We start from the raw sequence: 14031 nt of genomic DNA, 5'->3' as shown, positions 1-14031 counted from the left end.
TGTGTGTTTCTATTCTTTCATATTCACGCCAAGTTTAATCACAAAATTGATAATTTAAAATTAAATTAATATTCACTTTGATTTATATCAATAGTGGGTGCTCTCATCATTTTAATAGCACGAATTTAACCCTAAAGTGGTATGTGCAAGCAATGTTAAGGCATCCAATTATGACGAAGAATAAACAGCAATCTGACTTGATGAATCTGACTCGTCGCGGATTCATTAAAGCGAGTTCTGCGATAGGTAGTGCAGCGGCGTTAGCCAGCGGTATTAGCTTACCATTTAAGTCTAGCCCTGCACGCGCGGTAGAATCAGTAACAAGTGACGAGAAAGTTGTTTGGAGTGCATGCACAGTAAACTGTGGTTCACGCTGCCCGCTCCGCATGCATGTACAAAATGGTGAGATCAAATATGTTGAAACCGATAATACCGGTGGAGACGTATTTGGTGACAGTCCTCAAGTAAAAGCATGCTTACGTGGCCGTTCTATGCGCCGCCGGGTATATAACCCAGACCGATTGAAGTACCCAATGAAACGGGTAGGTAAGCGTGGTGAAGGTAAGTTTAAGCGCATCAGTTGGGAAGAAGCTTACGATGAAGTTGCCAAGACGATGCAACGGCTAATCAAAGACTACGGCAACGACGCAATTTATTTGAACTACGGTACGGGCACGCTTGGCGGGACAGTGACTAAGTCATGGCCACCAGCATCCACATTGATTGCTCGTTTAATGAATTTATGCGGTGGCTATTTAAATCACTACGGCGATTACTCCACAGCGCAAATTGCGGAAGGCCTCAGTCATACCTACGGCGGCTGGGCGATGAACAACTCGTTTTCTGATTTGGCCAACGCAAAGCTTAATATCCAGTTTGGTAATAACCCTGCTGAGACTCGGATGTCTGGTGGTGGTTTGATCCATCACTATGTCGAGAGTAAAAATAAGTCCAACGTTAGAACCATTATTATTGACCCTCGTTACACCGATACCGCAGGCGGGCGTGAAGACCAATGGATCCCAATTCGTCCTTCTACTGATGCGGCATTAGTAGCAGGCTTAGCGCATGTGCTTATCACGGAGAACTATGTCGATCAGGCTTTCCTCGATAAATATTGCATCGGCTACGATGAGAAAACCCTGCCAGCGTCCGCACCAAAAAACAGCGACTACAAGTCATACATCTTAGGCTTGGGTGACGATGGGGTAGAAAAAACGCCGCAATGGGCTTCAAAGATCACAGGGATTCCTGTCGACACCATTATTAAGCTGGGCCGAGAAATGGGCGCAAACAAACCATGTGCCATTCACCAAGGCTGGGGGTTGCAACGCACGGCGAACGGTGAATTGGCATCGCGCGCTATTGCTATGCTGTCTCTACTGACTGGCTCGGTAGGTGTATCTGGTGGTTCAACTGGTGCTCGTGAGAGTGATATCAATATTCCGTTTGTGCGTTTCCCAACGGTTCCTAATCCAGTAAAAACCTCTATCTCGATGTTCTTGTGGACGGATGCAATTTATCGCCACCATGAAATGACAGACAAAACCGATGGTGTGAGAGGTGCAGAGCGCTTAGCGAATCCGATCAAGATGATTTGGAACTACGCGGGTAACTGCTTGGTTAACCAGCATGCCGAGATCAACAAAACTCATGAAATCTTACAAGACGATAAAGCGTGTGAAATGATTGTAGTGATCGACAATCACATGACTTCTTCTGCTAAGTACGCCGATATTATCCTGCCGGATTTAACCACTTCTGAACAAGATGACTGGGCAATGGACGGCAAAGCATCGAATGCGCCTTATTTCATCTACGCCCAGAAAGCGATTGAGCCTCAGTTCGAAGCAAAAAGTATCTACGAAATGTGCTCTGAAATCGCCAAACGGATGGGAGTAGAGAAAGAGTTTACTGAAGGGCGAACACAGCAAGAGTGGGTTGAGCATTTGTATGCGGAAACCCGCAAGCAAGACCCATCTCTACCAACCTTTGAAGAGATGAAAGAGTTGGGCATTTATAAGCGTCAATATCAGCGTGATTACATCGCTTATCAAGATTTTCGTAATGATCCTGAAGCCAATCCCCTTTCAACCCCAAGTGGCAAGATTGAAATTTACTCTGAAACACTAGCGAACATTGCCAAAGAGTGGACGCTAAAAGAAGATGAAGTTATTCATCCACTACCTATCTATGTGGATTCGTTTGAGGGACACAATGACCCACTAACAGCCAAGTACCCATTGCAACTGACGGGATTCCACTTTAAAGCTCGCTGCCACTCTACTTATGGCAATGTGGCATTGCTTAAAGCGGCGGCACGTCAGGAAGTATGGATTAATCCGATCGATGCAGAGGCCCGTGGCATCAAAAATGGCGACATGGTGAGTATTTTTAATGATCGCGGCGAAGTGTGGATTCCCGCCAAAGTGACACCACGTATCTTGCCTCACGTAGTCGCGCTAGGTGAAGGCGCTTGGTATGCACCCGATGGACAAAAAGTCGATCATGCTGGCTCGATTAACGTGTTAACGACTCAGCGACCAAGTCCACTCGCTAAGGGTAATCCGCAACACTCCAATCTGGTTGATATCAAATTGGCGAACAAAGCATAAGGTAGGTAAAGATGAAACAATACGGCTTTTACATAGATTCAAGTAAATGCACAGGTTGTAAAACTTGCCAGCTTGCTTGTAAAGACTATCGGGACTTGGACGTGAAGCGTAATTATCGTCGTGTGTATGAATACGCTGGCGGCGGCTTTGTCCAAGATGGAGATACGTGGATTCAAAATGATGTGTTCTCTTACTATTTGTCCATCGCGTGTAATCACTGCTCAAATCCAGCTTGCGTGAAAGTGTGTCCGTCAGGCGCGATGCACAAACGCCAAGAAGATGGTTTGGTGGTGGTAAACGAAGAGGTTTGTATTGGCTGTCAGCACTGTAGCAACGCGTGTCCGTATGGCGCGCCTCAGTTTAGCAAAGAGAAAGGCCATATGACTAAGTGCGATGGGTGCTACGAGCGCGTGGCTGATGGTAAGCAACCAATGTGTGTTGAATCTTGTCCGCTGCGTGCGTTGGAATTTGGGGAAATCCAGGTATTACGTGAGAAATACGGTACAACCGCTGATGTTGCGCCACTACCTTCTTCACACCTGACTTTGCCCAATATTGTGATTAAGTTGAACAAGAATGCTAAGCCAACGGGCGATACAACTGGCTACTTAGCAAACCCTAAGGAGGTTTAAGATGATTTTCCATGAGTATTCTTTAATCTTCTTTACGGTGCTGGCGCAAACGGCCGTCGGTGGTTACTTACTCGTTAGCGCGCGTGCGTTGGCCATGGGTTTTGATGAAGCAAAAATCAACAGTTACAAAGTGCCGATGTTTGCTCTGTGGGCGATCATGGGATTGGGCTTTCTGTTCTCGATCACCCATTTAGGTTCTCCGCTCCGCGCATTTAACTCATTTAACCAGCTAGGTTCAGCGTGGCTGTCAAATGAAGTGTTCTTTGGCGCTGCGTTCTTCGTTGTTGGTGGGCTACAGTGGTTGCTATCAGTACTGAATAAAGGCGGTGCAGCAGTTCAAAAAATCTTAATGATTGGCGCGATGGTTCTGGGTTGTATCTTTATGTATTCCATGGTGAATGTGTACATGATCAATACCGTTCCAACCTGGTTTAACATTTACACACCGCTAAGCTTTGTGATGACAATGGTGGTCGGTGGTTTGTTGCTCTCGCAGCTGGTGATCGTATCTGCCAAGGATAGCCGCTTCACTGTGGATCGAAACATTGTGATGTTGGCTGTTGTTGCGGTTGCGATTAGCTTGGTCGTGACGGTGGGCAAAATGAACCTTGTGAGTGAAGTACAAAGTTCAATTATTAAAGCTTCTGAACTGGTGGATGGACTTGGCGGTTATTTGAGTGTGCAAGTGGCTCTTCTGCTGGCTGGTCTACTCATTTGGGTGTTACCGATGATCAATAAGTCGAGTGTCAACCCAGTTAACTTAACCGTAGCGCTGGTGTTGATCTTAGCGTCTGAGTTGATAGGACGTGGCCTGTTTTACAGCTTACACATGACGGTGGGTTTCTAGGGCGTGTTGAGCTTTGCTGTACATATTGTTCTCAGCAATACATCGGTAGCAACATCATAGTAAACGCCAGTGATACCATGCTGGCGTATTTTCTTTCTAACTTGCCATATTTGGTTGGTATTGACAGAGAGTGCTTAATCCTTGCGAAGGCATTCTCAACTTGATGTCGGTATGTATATAAGCACCAATCTACACATTTTTTATCTACATCCTGACCATCGTTCCTTTTGGGAGTGAGGCTTGCCTCAACTTTAAACATATATATGCTTTCAGAGCTTCATTTTCCTAGCCTCTGCCTACGATAAAAACATTTACTTCCTATAAATGGGATTGCTGTGTATTTAAAAACAACGCTCCTTCAGTTTTTGGGCCTGCTAGACACTGCAATGAAATCAACTTTATTGTCTTGCGAAGTTATATTTAATTTCTCTTTTAATTCTTCAACAGGTATTGGGTGGCTTAGATAGAAACCTTGGGCTTGTTCACAGCCTAACTCTTCAAGAATTCGTAACTGGTGATCGGTTTCTACTCCTTCCGCAACGACTTGAATTCCGAACCCTTTTGCAATGTCGATAATGCCTGAAGTGATCGCTCTTGAACGATAATCAACCGCAATATCTTTGATGAAACTACGATCTATCTTGATTTCATCGACGTCGAGTCTATTGAAAATTCCAAATGAGGTATAACCGACCCCAAAGTCATCGATAGAGAACGCTACACCAGACCTTTTCATTTTTTTTACTAGGCTTGCACATTTTTCTATATTCTTAAGTGTGGCTGTCTCTGTGATTTCAAGGCATAGGTACTTTGAAAGTTCAGTGTCTTGATTTAGCTGATACTCAATTTGATGAATACCCTCAGTGCTATTTAGCTCAGTCGCTGAAATATTTACAGATACGCTTTGGATGACACGGCCTAGGAGCTGAGCTTCTTTAAGTTGCTTTGATGCTTGCTTGATTACTAGCTTCGTTAAAGCGCTACTAAGATTATTTTCTTCTGCCAGCGTGACAAATACTGATGGAGGTATATCTCCGTATTGAGAGTGGGTCCAGCGAGATAGCACTTCAACTCCCGTCATTCTCTTGTCTTTTAGGCGATATTTTGGTTGAAAGACTATCTGTATTTGCTCTTCTTGAATCGCATGACGCAACTCTATAATCATGCGTTGTTTTTGGAAATCTTCTTCAGCGAGTTTTTTGTCGTGGTATCGGATAGTATTTTTTGTTTTTTTTGCCTGAGCTAGAGCATATTTTGCCGATGACATGAGTTGCTTGACACTCTCTCCATCATACGGGTAGAAGGCCACACCAATAGAGCATGTCACATCAATTTCATGATTTTTTGCATGTTGATTAAACTGCTTTTGAACGCGAGCTAAGTGCAGAGCTATTTGGTTTTCATCATGCATTCGTACTAAACAAGCAAACCCATCAGAGTGTATTCGTGATGAGAGAAGAGGAAAGACCGTATGAGAGTCAATAGATTGTGCGATATCCTTTAGAAACTGACTACTTTTCATAAAACCGAGGCGATCGGCTATGGGTTTAAAGTTATCAATATCAAGAAGAAAAAGAACGTAGTGTTCATCTTCTTTGGCACTTTGGATTTTTTGTTCTAGGTAGCGAAAAAATACCAAAGGGCTGTGTAAACCTGTTACAGAGTCAATGTCATTCGCTTGTTCAAGTTCTCGATTGTTCTTTTTTACCAGTCCCCACAGCAATAAAGATGTGACCACTATAAATAACATTCCCTTCAGTGATTGAACCAAGGTATAGACTTGTGGATTGCTCGATAGGAGTTCTACTGCTTTATCTGAGAACCAAACCCATAGCGACGCAAACACAAAGTAAGTAAAAACGAACTTAGTGGAGGATTTTATATTTCTTTTCATACTGACCACAGTATTATCCGTGTACTGCCCATGAGTAAGGTCATACTTATATAAGTAAATTATCATTACATTGCATATCAATCTAGTGACACATCACTAAAGTGTTTAAAATGTTACATCGAGCATTAATCACAGACTGTTAAGGCTATTTTGGCGTTTTAACGTATGTTGGCTAGTCACGTCTTGGAGTTACTCTCTATGGGGTTTAGCTCAAGATAACTCTAAGTAAGGAGTGATGTTTCATGCAGAGTATTCAAAGGTCTGATTAAGTCTTTGAGTTAGTATAGAGCTGTGAGTGGCAATGTCTTTTATATCTAATGAAAAAATGGATGATTTAACTTATGGAGTATATGGAGGAAATGAAACAGATGAGGGATAAGTTAAATCTGAGAAAGTTAATTCTGTGCCTAAGTGTGTTCAGTGTACTAGTCACTCTTCTTAATACTTTTCACTCCATATATAGAGTTCAGCATGAGCTGGTAGTTAACAATACCATAGAGTCCAACCGTGTATATGCCGTTAAAATGGCGGAGATGACGGATACTTTTATTGATTCTGCTTTATCCCAACTAGAGTACAGCGCATCGATAATCAGCCGTAGAATGCTTGAGCCGCTTGTATTGCAGCAAGAGGTAAATCGATTGCGAACTCAAACCGACTCTTTCAACTCTGTCGTAATTGTGAATGCGGACGGGGTCATCATATCGGTTTCACCAGAAACTATTGAAGTGAAAGGTGTTCAATTAACTGAAGAAAGCGCGTTACAGTCTCTAAATGCGAAAACTCCACTTATCACGAATCCATTTGTATCCCCTGCTGGTAACTATTTGACAAGCATGTCGTATCCTATCTTTTCTGAAAACGGCGATTACTTAGGCTATGTTGCGGGAACCATCTACCTCGATCAAAAAAATATATTAAGGACAATTCTTGGACAGCATAGTTACAAAGATGGGTCATATTTGTATGTTGTCGATAAGCATCAGACGTTGATTTATCACCCTGATCCGCAACGAATTGGAGAAGTTATTACTAATAACGAAGCAATAAGAGCGGTAAGTCGTGGTGAGGAAGGGGGACAAGCTATCGTTAACTCCCAAAGCGTTGACATGCTCTCTGGATACGCGCCCGTAAAACATGCTGGCTGGGGGATTATTGCTGAGAAGCCAGAAGAGCTCGTTTTGTCTATGCTTGACGATCAAATGTGGCATATGTTTATAGAGTCACTCCCAATTAGTGTTCTTATATTTTTGATTATTTGGGTTTCTTCGATTTTTATATCGAAACCTTTATGGCAATTAGCCAGTGTAGTCAAAAGTTTTGAAAGCCATAACTCTACCAAGCAAGACTTAAATGAAGTGAAGCCTTGGTATTTTGAAGCGTCATACTTGAAACGTTCATTTCTCAGCACGTTCAATATTGTATCCAGCACTATTGATCAGCTGCACCTAGATACTTTAACTGATCCCATGACTGGGCTACTGAACCGCAGAGGTCTAGGTAAGGCGATTGATACCTTGCGAGCACAAAAAACTCCATTTTCTGTGCTAGCTTTGGATCTTGATTACTTTAAAAAAGTGAATGATAGCTTTGGTCATGATGTCGGCGATGATTTATTAGTCAGTGTGGCAAGTATGCTCAAGGCTCAGGCACGAGAAGTTGATATTGTTTGCCGCTCTGGTGGCGAAGAGTTTATCGTTTTCTTAGTCAAAACGGACATACATCAGGCTAAACTCGTTGCCGAGAGAATTCGTAAATCTATTGCATTAAACAAGTTTGATGCCGTAGAGCATGTTACGATTTCTATCGGCGTGTCTCATTGGTCAGCAGAAGATGAGCCGATTAGCGCGACTCTTAAACGTGCCGATGATGCTCTTTATCAAGCTAAACATAATGGTAGGAATCGCACCGAACTCGATCTCTTCAAGTGAGAGGCCTGAAATTAATGATATAGCCCCATTATGCGCAGTGCTTAAGTATTAGGAAGGTCATTGCTCCTTCCTAATACCTGATTTCAAGTATTTTGAAGAACAGAAGTCGGGGCGAATTAGTTTTGATAGGTGGCTAGAGGTAGTTATTTCACGAGACTTCTGCTTCGTTTCTTTACCATCTGCCCTCAGCATCGTCAGCCGAGTGATATGTTGAGTTATTCCCTTCAAATTTCAGCCGACCAAAACTTTCACATAATACATCAAGAGCGATGTCGCTTTCTAAGATGGTTTCTACAGGCACTGCGAGAGTTTCATCGTCTGAGAAATCGTTAATATCCAGCTGATAGCGCTCAAAGCTGCGTTGTTCTTCGTCCGTTAAAGATGACTTAAGTTTGTGCTCAAATACTCGACCATATAACCAGCATTTGATATTTCCTAGTGAAAATTCAATAAGCGGTGCTTCACCATAAATCCCATCCATTCGATTGTTGGCTTTTAGCATAGAGTGAACCGTTAATATCATTGCCACACTGTATGATCTTCCTGCAACCTGTATTTCAGGACGCGCAAGCTCACACCAGTGATCCGAAGAAGATAGCTCGTACAGTTTATTGCTTCTAATCGTTGCTGCGTCAATGACCTCTTCGCGTAAGTAGGGATGAGAATGAGCCGTTCCAATGTATTGATAATCCTCGCCGAAAACTTTAGCGATATCTTTTTTTATTGAAAGAGAGAGTGGGTTCCATTCAACTGAAGAGCGTTTTCTTTTAGCTGATGTTTCAACAGAAACATGATTTATCGTACATTTAAATGGGTGGGCTTTATTCGCATATCCCCAAAGGTGGGCCGCTGTCTCTATGGAGACTGATTTGCTGCCTTCGTGCTTTATCGCATAAGCCTCTAAACCAGCCATGATTAGCTCAAATATCGCACTTTTACTGACTGAAATTGTCGCGGTCATTTTCTCTTTGTTCCTATTATTGACGGTTATTTTCTTAATTTGATGAGAGGTAAGACACAAGAGTTATTGGGCGAACTCTACACGTTCTTTCAGTTTGTTTTTATAGCGCTCATAAAGCGAATCCCATACATCTTCACTTACCATGACTAGTGGTACGTACTCTTCAAAAATGACACCACTCTCATCAGGATAGGCAAGTTCGGTATACGAATAACTTGGGCCATCTGCATAAAGCGCTTCCCAACACTCGATGCATTCTTCTTTAAACCATTCTTTGTTGATTGGCTCTGGGTCGTTATCCAGAAGATGAATTAAGTTCTTAGAATCGAAGAAATGATGTTCTTCACTTTTAACATCAAACAGGTAGCTAGAAAATAGAGCAATGGCTCTTCCGTCCCATAATCTGTAGCGGTGGTACTGAGACGTATAATGCTCCTTTACTCGATCGAGAAGGTGACGTTCACATAAAGCGCTTAAGTCTTTGTTCCTCAATGTCGGGACTTCTGGAATTGGTTCAATGTCGTAAAAGCGTACATGACCAAACAAGTAGCGTTGAGTCAGCTTAGAGGCGATGGAATCGGCGGAACCTTTAAGTGCAATGTCGTTGCATGGCAGTTTTTGGGAAGAGTCTGCAATTTTGTTGGCCAGCGCCTTAACAATGTCTGAAGCGGTTGATTTGACTTTCTCAACCAATTTTAATCTTAAATAGCCTTGAGCTGAGCTGTTTAACATTCCCTTTCGTGCAGGAATATAACGTGGAGAGGAAAGCGTGAGTGCTGTTGCGGTGTCTAGTGATTTCAAGGTTGCTTGCTGGTCTAAGTCAACCTTTAGGTAATCACAGAACACTGCCAACTGCTCTTTAAAGTCGTTCAGTAGCTCTAGTCTTTCGTATTCTAGTTCTTGAAGTTCTTCTTTTGAAATATTCTGATTAGTCATAGCAGATATATCATCCATCTTAAAATGCATTTAGTTGCGTTAATATATACTCCCATCAATAAGAAGTCTGACGATTCTGACGGAAACTTAAGTCGTTTCTGCTTAATGACAAAAATATGCATTTTAGTTTATAAAGAATATTGTCAAGTAAGGCAGAACTCAAAGACATCTACTGAGTTACTGATATCATAAGGCTAATTTTTCGAACTCAAGAAACCCGTAATGAACGAACAAGAACAACTATTCCTCAAAGATCTTGAAAGCAAACTCTGGACAGCCGCAGACAAACTCCGTGCGTCACTCGATGCCTCTCAATACAAACATGCGGTGCTTGGCTTAATTTTCGTTAAATACGTGTCTGACGCCTTCATGCTGCGCCAAGAAGAGCTAAAACAAGACTTTGCCAACCCTGATCACGAGTACTTCCTCGATCCTGAAGGTTACACGGCTGAAGAACTTGAACAGGAAATCGCGATTGAGCTGGAACAGCGCGATTACTACAAAGAGAAAAACGTGTTTTGGCTGCCGACAGAATCTCGCTGGAAGTTCCTGCAAGACAATGGCCCGATGGTCATTGGTGGTGCCGATTTGGTTATTGATGGTCAGACGAAGAAGATTACGTCTGTTGGTCACCTGATTGATAATGCGCTGGAAGGCATTGAGCGCGACAACCAGAAACTAAAAGGTGTTCTCAACAAGCACTACGCATCGCTAAAAATTGATCAGGCAAAACTTAATGAGCTGATTAACCTAATCGCGACCATTCCATTCAATCATAAGTCGCTTAACAGCAAAGATATTCTTGGTCATATTTACGAATACTTCTTAGGCCAATTTGCGCTTGCTGAAGGTAAGAAAGGCGGCCAGTTCTACACGCCTGCATCAATCGTTTCGCTGATTGTTGAGATGATTGAACCGTTTGAAGGCCGAGTGTATGACCCTGCAATGGGTTCCGGCGGTTTCTTTGTGCAATCAGAGAAATTTATTGAACGCCGCGCTAACCAAAAAGAGATTGACCCGCTTACGCAAAAGCAACGAATCTCGATTTACGGTCAAGAGTATAACTACACCACATGGCAGCTTGCTGCGATGAACATGGCAATCCGTGGCTTGGATTATGATTTTGGTAAGGAGCCTGCCAGTACCTATACCAATGACCAACATCCAGATTTACGTGCCGATTTCATCATGGCTAACCCGCCTTTCAACATGAAAGAGTGGAATACAGGTGTCGATGACAACGATCCGCGCTGGGTATATGGTACACCTCCTTCAGGTAACGCTAACTTTGCTTGGATGCAGCACATGCTTTACCACCTTGCGCCGGATGGTTCTCAAGCCTTGCTACTAGCCAATGGCTCGATGAGTTCAAACACCAATAACGAAGGCGAAATTCGTGCTGCCCTGGTCGAGAACGATTTGGTGGAATGCATGGTTGCGCTTCCGGGACAACTGTTTACCAACACTCAGATCCCTGCTTGTATCTGGTTCTTAACCAAAAACAAGAAAGCACGTACTGATAAATCAGGTCGTAAACTGCGTGATCGCAAAGGCGAGGTGCTATTCATAGATGCGCGTAACCTTGGCTATATGAAAGACCGCGTACTTCGTGATTTCACTCGTGATGATATCCAGAAAGTCGCTGACCTATACCATGCATGGAAAACGGGTGCGGAAGTAAATGGTATCGCTTATGAAGACCAAGCAGGCTTCTGCAAATCCGCAACTTTGGAAGAGATTAAGAAACACGATTTTGTGCTCACTCCGGGACGTTACGTTGGTGCGGCAGATGAAGAAGATGATGGAGTCCCTTTTGCCGAAAAAATGGCGACGTTAACCTCAAAATTGAGTCAACAGTTTGCAGAGTCAACAACGCTAGAAGCAGAGATCAAGAAGAACCTAGCGGGGTTGGGCTATGACTTGTAATTGGCCAGAGATTTCCTTAGCCGACATCTATGATATTCGCTCAGGCTTATCTAAGCCAGCTAGTGCTTTTGGTAGTGGATTTCCATTCTTGAGTTTTAAAGAAGTCTTTGGCAACTATTTTGTTCCTGAAGAACTGTCACAGTTGGTTGAGTCATCCGAAAAGGAGCGAGCTAATGGCTCAATAAAGCGTGGGGACGTATTTCTTACACGAACGAGCGAAACAATGCATGAGCTTGGTATGAGTAGTGTAGCGCTTAAAGATTACAAGAACGCCACATTTAACGGATTTACTAAGCGCCTACGTCCAAAAGAGGGGACGCCTCATGAGGTTCACCCAGAGTTCGTTGGTTATTATTTCCGAAGCCCTCGTTTCAGAACCAATATGCTGGCCTTCTCTACTTTATCAACTAGAGCCAGCTTAAATAACGACATGATTACTCGTTTAACACTTCCACTACCGCCAATCGATATACAAAAAAAGATAGCGAAAATATTAAAGTGTTTAGACGACAAAGTTTCAGTGAATTCAAAGATGAACCAAACTCTAGAAGAAATGGCACAAGCCATCTTCAAATCATGGTTTGTCGATTTCGATCCGGTCAAAGCCAAAATGAACGGTCAACTCCCAGAGGGCATGGATGAAGCCACAGCCTCGCTATTCCCCGAAAAGCTCGTTGAGTCTGAGTTGGGTTTGGTGCCAGTTGGGTGGGATGTAGAGCCTCTAGATTCAATATTTTCAGTGAACAAAGGCTTGTCTTATAAAGGAAAATTCTTATCACAAGACAAAAGTGATGTTCCACTTATAAACCTTGGTAACTTTGGTGGTAATGGCAAATTTAGATATGAGAAGGTTAAGTATTACAGCGGTGACTACAAACCTCGTCATGTTGTTAAAGCTGGTCAGCTAGTTATCGCAAATACAGATATGACTCAAGACAGAGTTATTCTTGGTAGTGCGATTCTAGTTCCTGAACTAGGGGGAGAAGAATACTTAACAACACATCACACGTTTTCTACTTCATTTAAAAAACAGTACCCAGAAGATGTGTGGAAGTATTTTGTTTTTTATAGCCTACAGAGACCTAGCTTTAGATTTAGAGCTGAAGGCTTTGCCACTGGTACAACCGTCCTAGCAATGCCAAAGGATGCATTTACTTTTTGTACTGTTGCATTACCCCCTGTAGCTCTTGTAGAGAAGTTCTCTGCTTTGGTTCAGTCACTCAAACAAAAGATTGCTTGTAACGAGAAAGAAAATGTTGAGTTAACCAACCTGCGCGACATCTTACTTCCTAAATTGCTTTCCGGCGAAATCGAGTTAGGACAAGCTCAAGAATTAGCAGAGGTCGAATAATGGCAACCCGAGTAGAAATGATTATCGAAACGCTCAAGGCGAACCCCGACAAGAAGTTTACTGCTCGGGATTTAGCCAAAGAATTTGTGCTTCGATATCCAGAAGAAATCGCTGAGAAGCAAGCAAACCCTCGATACAACACCGAAGACAAGCTTATCGCCCAGCTCGCGGCAGAAATTGGTGGGGAACGTACTGAAAGAGCGAAAATCGTTTGTCCTAATGTCGCCACTCGTGACAAACCAAGACCTCGGGTTTATTACTGGGAGCAGAAGCCTACACCTGCTCATCAGGAAGATGATCTTAGCGATGCAGATGAATCAGACATCGATACGCCTCTCGTGCCGCAAAGCTTAAGCGAACACGATCTCTACCCAATGTTGATTGAGTACCTTAGCAAGGATCTGGGCCTTTACTGTCAGCGTATTGACGAGCGTAAATCTAAAAACTCTCATGGCAACGGTGGCAATCACTGGTTACATCCGGATGTGGTGGCGCTAGAGCCGCTCGACCAAGGTTGGGATGAAATTGTGAGAAGCTGTGTGCGCAGTGGGAATCATAGCTCGGTTCGACTTTGGTCTTTTGAAGTGAAGAAACATCTTACTAAAGGCAACGTACGAAAATACTTTTTCCAAGCCGTATCGAATTCGAGTTGGGCCAATTTCGGCTACCTTGTTGCCACAGGTTTAAATAGCGACGTTGAGGGTGAGCTGCAAATGTTGTCGAGCTTGCACGGGATTGGCGTGCTGATTCTGGATACTGAATCTTTGTTTGATAGCCAAATACTCATTCCAGCTCAAGAGAGAGTCAACGTGGATTGGCAATCTGCAAACCGAATCGTCTCTGAAAATAGGGATTTCCACCATTACATTGAGCAGGTTGGCATTTATAACCAAACCGGACGGTTGATTAAGAGCGCATGGAATAAATAATAAGGATAA

Annotated in this window: 10 protein-coding genes and 1 pseudogene; 7 read left to right on the top strand and 4 right to left on the bottom strand. The window is 43.1% G+C overall.

Annotation, left to right across the window (positions count from 1 at the left end; genetic code table 11):
• Nucleotides 1–170 precede the first annotated feature (170 nt).
• Genes J8Z23_RS15500 through J8Z23_RS15490 form a run of 3 tightly spaced genes read left to right on the top strand, consistent with a single transcriptional unit; the run spans nucleotide 171 to nucleotide 4094 of the window.
• The gene (locus J8Z23_RS15500; protein ID WP_104969927.1) at nucleotides 171–2615 is read left to right on the top strand and encodes a DmsA/YnfE/YnfF family dimethyl sulfoxide reductase; all 2445 of its coding nucleotides are present in this window, start codon (nucleotides 171–173) and stop codon (nucleotides 2613–2615) included.
• 11 nt (nucleotides 2616–2626) lie between these two features.
• Entirely contained in the window at nucleotides 2627–3247 is a 621-nt protein-coding gene (locus J8Z23_RS15495; RefSeq protein WP_005393756.1) for a DMSO/selenate family reductase complex B subunit, read from the top strand.
• Between the two features lies 1 nt (nucleotide 3248).
• Entirely contained in the window at nucleotides 3249–4094 is an 846-nt protein-coding gene (locus J8Z23_RS15490; RefSeq protein ID WP_086046846.1) for a dimethyl sulfoxide reductase anchor subunit family protein, read from the top strand.
• A gap of 31 nt (nucleotides 4095–4125) precedes the next feature.
• Here J8Z23_RS15490 and J8Z23_RS15485 read toward each other — a convergent pair.
• Both J8Z23_RS15485 and J8Z23_RS15480 read right to left on the bottom strand, forming a co-directional pair.
• Nucleotides 4126–4335, bottom strand: a pseudogene (locus tag J8Z23_RS15485) (IS5/IS1182 family transposase); the annotation flags it as partial.
• 117 nt (nucleotides 4336–4452) lie between these two features.
• A complete protein-coding gene (locus tag J8Z23_RS15480; RefSeq protein WP_104970084.1) occupies nucleotides 4453–5988 on the bottom strand; it encodes a putative bifunctional diguanylate cyclase/phosphodiesterase in 1536 nt (511 codons plus the stop codon).
• Between the two features lie 368 nt (nucleotides 5989–6356).
• Here J8Z23_RS15480 and J8Z23_RS15475 point away from each other — a divergent pair, with 368 nt between their 5' ends.
• Entirely contained in the window at nucleotides 6357–7919 is a 1563-nt protein-coding gene (locus J8Z23_RS15475) for a sensor domain-containing diguanylate cyclase (RefSeq protein WP_213971073.1), read from the top strand.
• Between the two features lie 172 nt (nucleotides 7920–8091).
• Here the strand turns inward: J8Z23_RS15475 and J8Z23_RS15470 are convergent, their stop codons facing one another.
• On the bottom strand, nucleotides 8092–8880 hold the full coding sequence (locus J8Z23_RS15470; RefSeq protein ID WP_104969926.1) for a hypothetical protein: 789 nt from the start codon (nucleotides 8878–8880) through the stop codon (nucleotides 8092–8094).
• 63 nt (nucleotides 8881–8943) lie between these two features.
• Complete coding sequence (locus J8Z23_RS15465) at nucleotides 8944–9816, bottom strand: hypothetical protein (RefSeq protein ID WP_226977480.1); 873 nt, start codon at nucleotides 9814–9816, stop codon at nucleotides 8944–8946.
• 222 nt (nucleotides 9817–10038) lie between these two features.
• On the opposite strand from J8Z23_RS15465, the gene J8Z23_RS15460 reads away from it, so the two are divergent.
• Genes J8Z23_RS15460 through J8Z23_RS15450 form a run of 3 tightly spaced genes read left to right on the top strand, consistent with a single transcriptional unit; the run spans nucleotide 10039 to nucleotide 14022 of the window.
• Nucleotides 10039–11742: a type I restriction-modification system subunit M gene (locus J8Z23_RS15460; protein ID WP_434634193.1), complete on the top strand. Its 1704-nt coding sequence runs from the start codon at nucleotides 10039–10041 to the stop codon at nucleotides 11740–11742.
• On the top strand, nucleotides 11732–13093 hold the full coding sequence (locus tag J8Z23_RS15455) for a restriction endonuclease subunit S (protein WP_434634190.1): 1362 nt from the start codon (nucleotides 11732–11734) through the stop codon (nucleotides 13091–13093). The genes J8Z23_RS15460 and J8Z23_RS15455 overlap by 11 nt, the downstream gene beginning before the upstream one ends.
• The gene (locus J8Z23_RS15450) at nucleotides 13093–14022 is read left to right on the top strand and encodes a COG2958 family protein (RefSeq protein ID WP_024701639.1); all 930 of its coding nucleotides are present in this window, start codon (nucleotides 13093–13095) and stop codon (nucleotides 14020–14022) included. The genes J8Z23_RS15455 and J8Z23_RS15450 overlap by 1 nt, the downstream gene beginning before the upstream one ends.
• Nucleotides 14023–14031 lie beyond the last annotated feature (9 nt).

The sequence above is a fragment of the Vibrio sp. SCSIO 43086 genome, assembly GCF_051132235.1.
GTDB classification, from domain to species: Bacteria; Pseudomonadota; Gammaproteobacteria; order Enterobacterales; family Vibrionaceae; genus Vibrio; species Vibrio diabolicus.
This window is presented reverse-complemented; position numbering and strand designations above follow the sequence as displayed.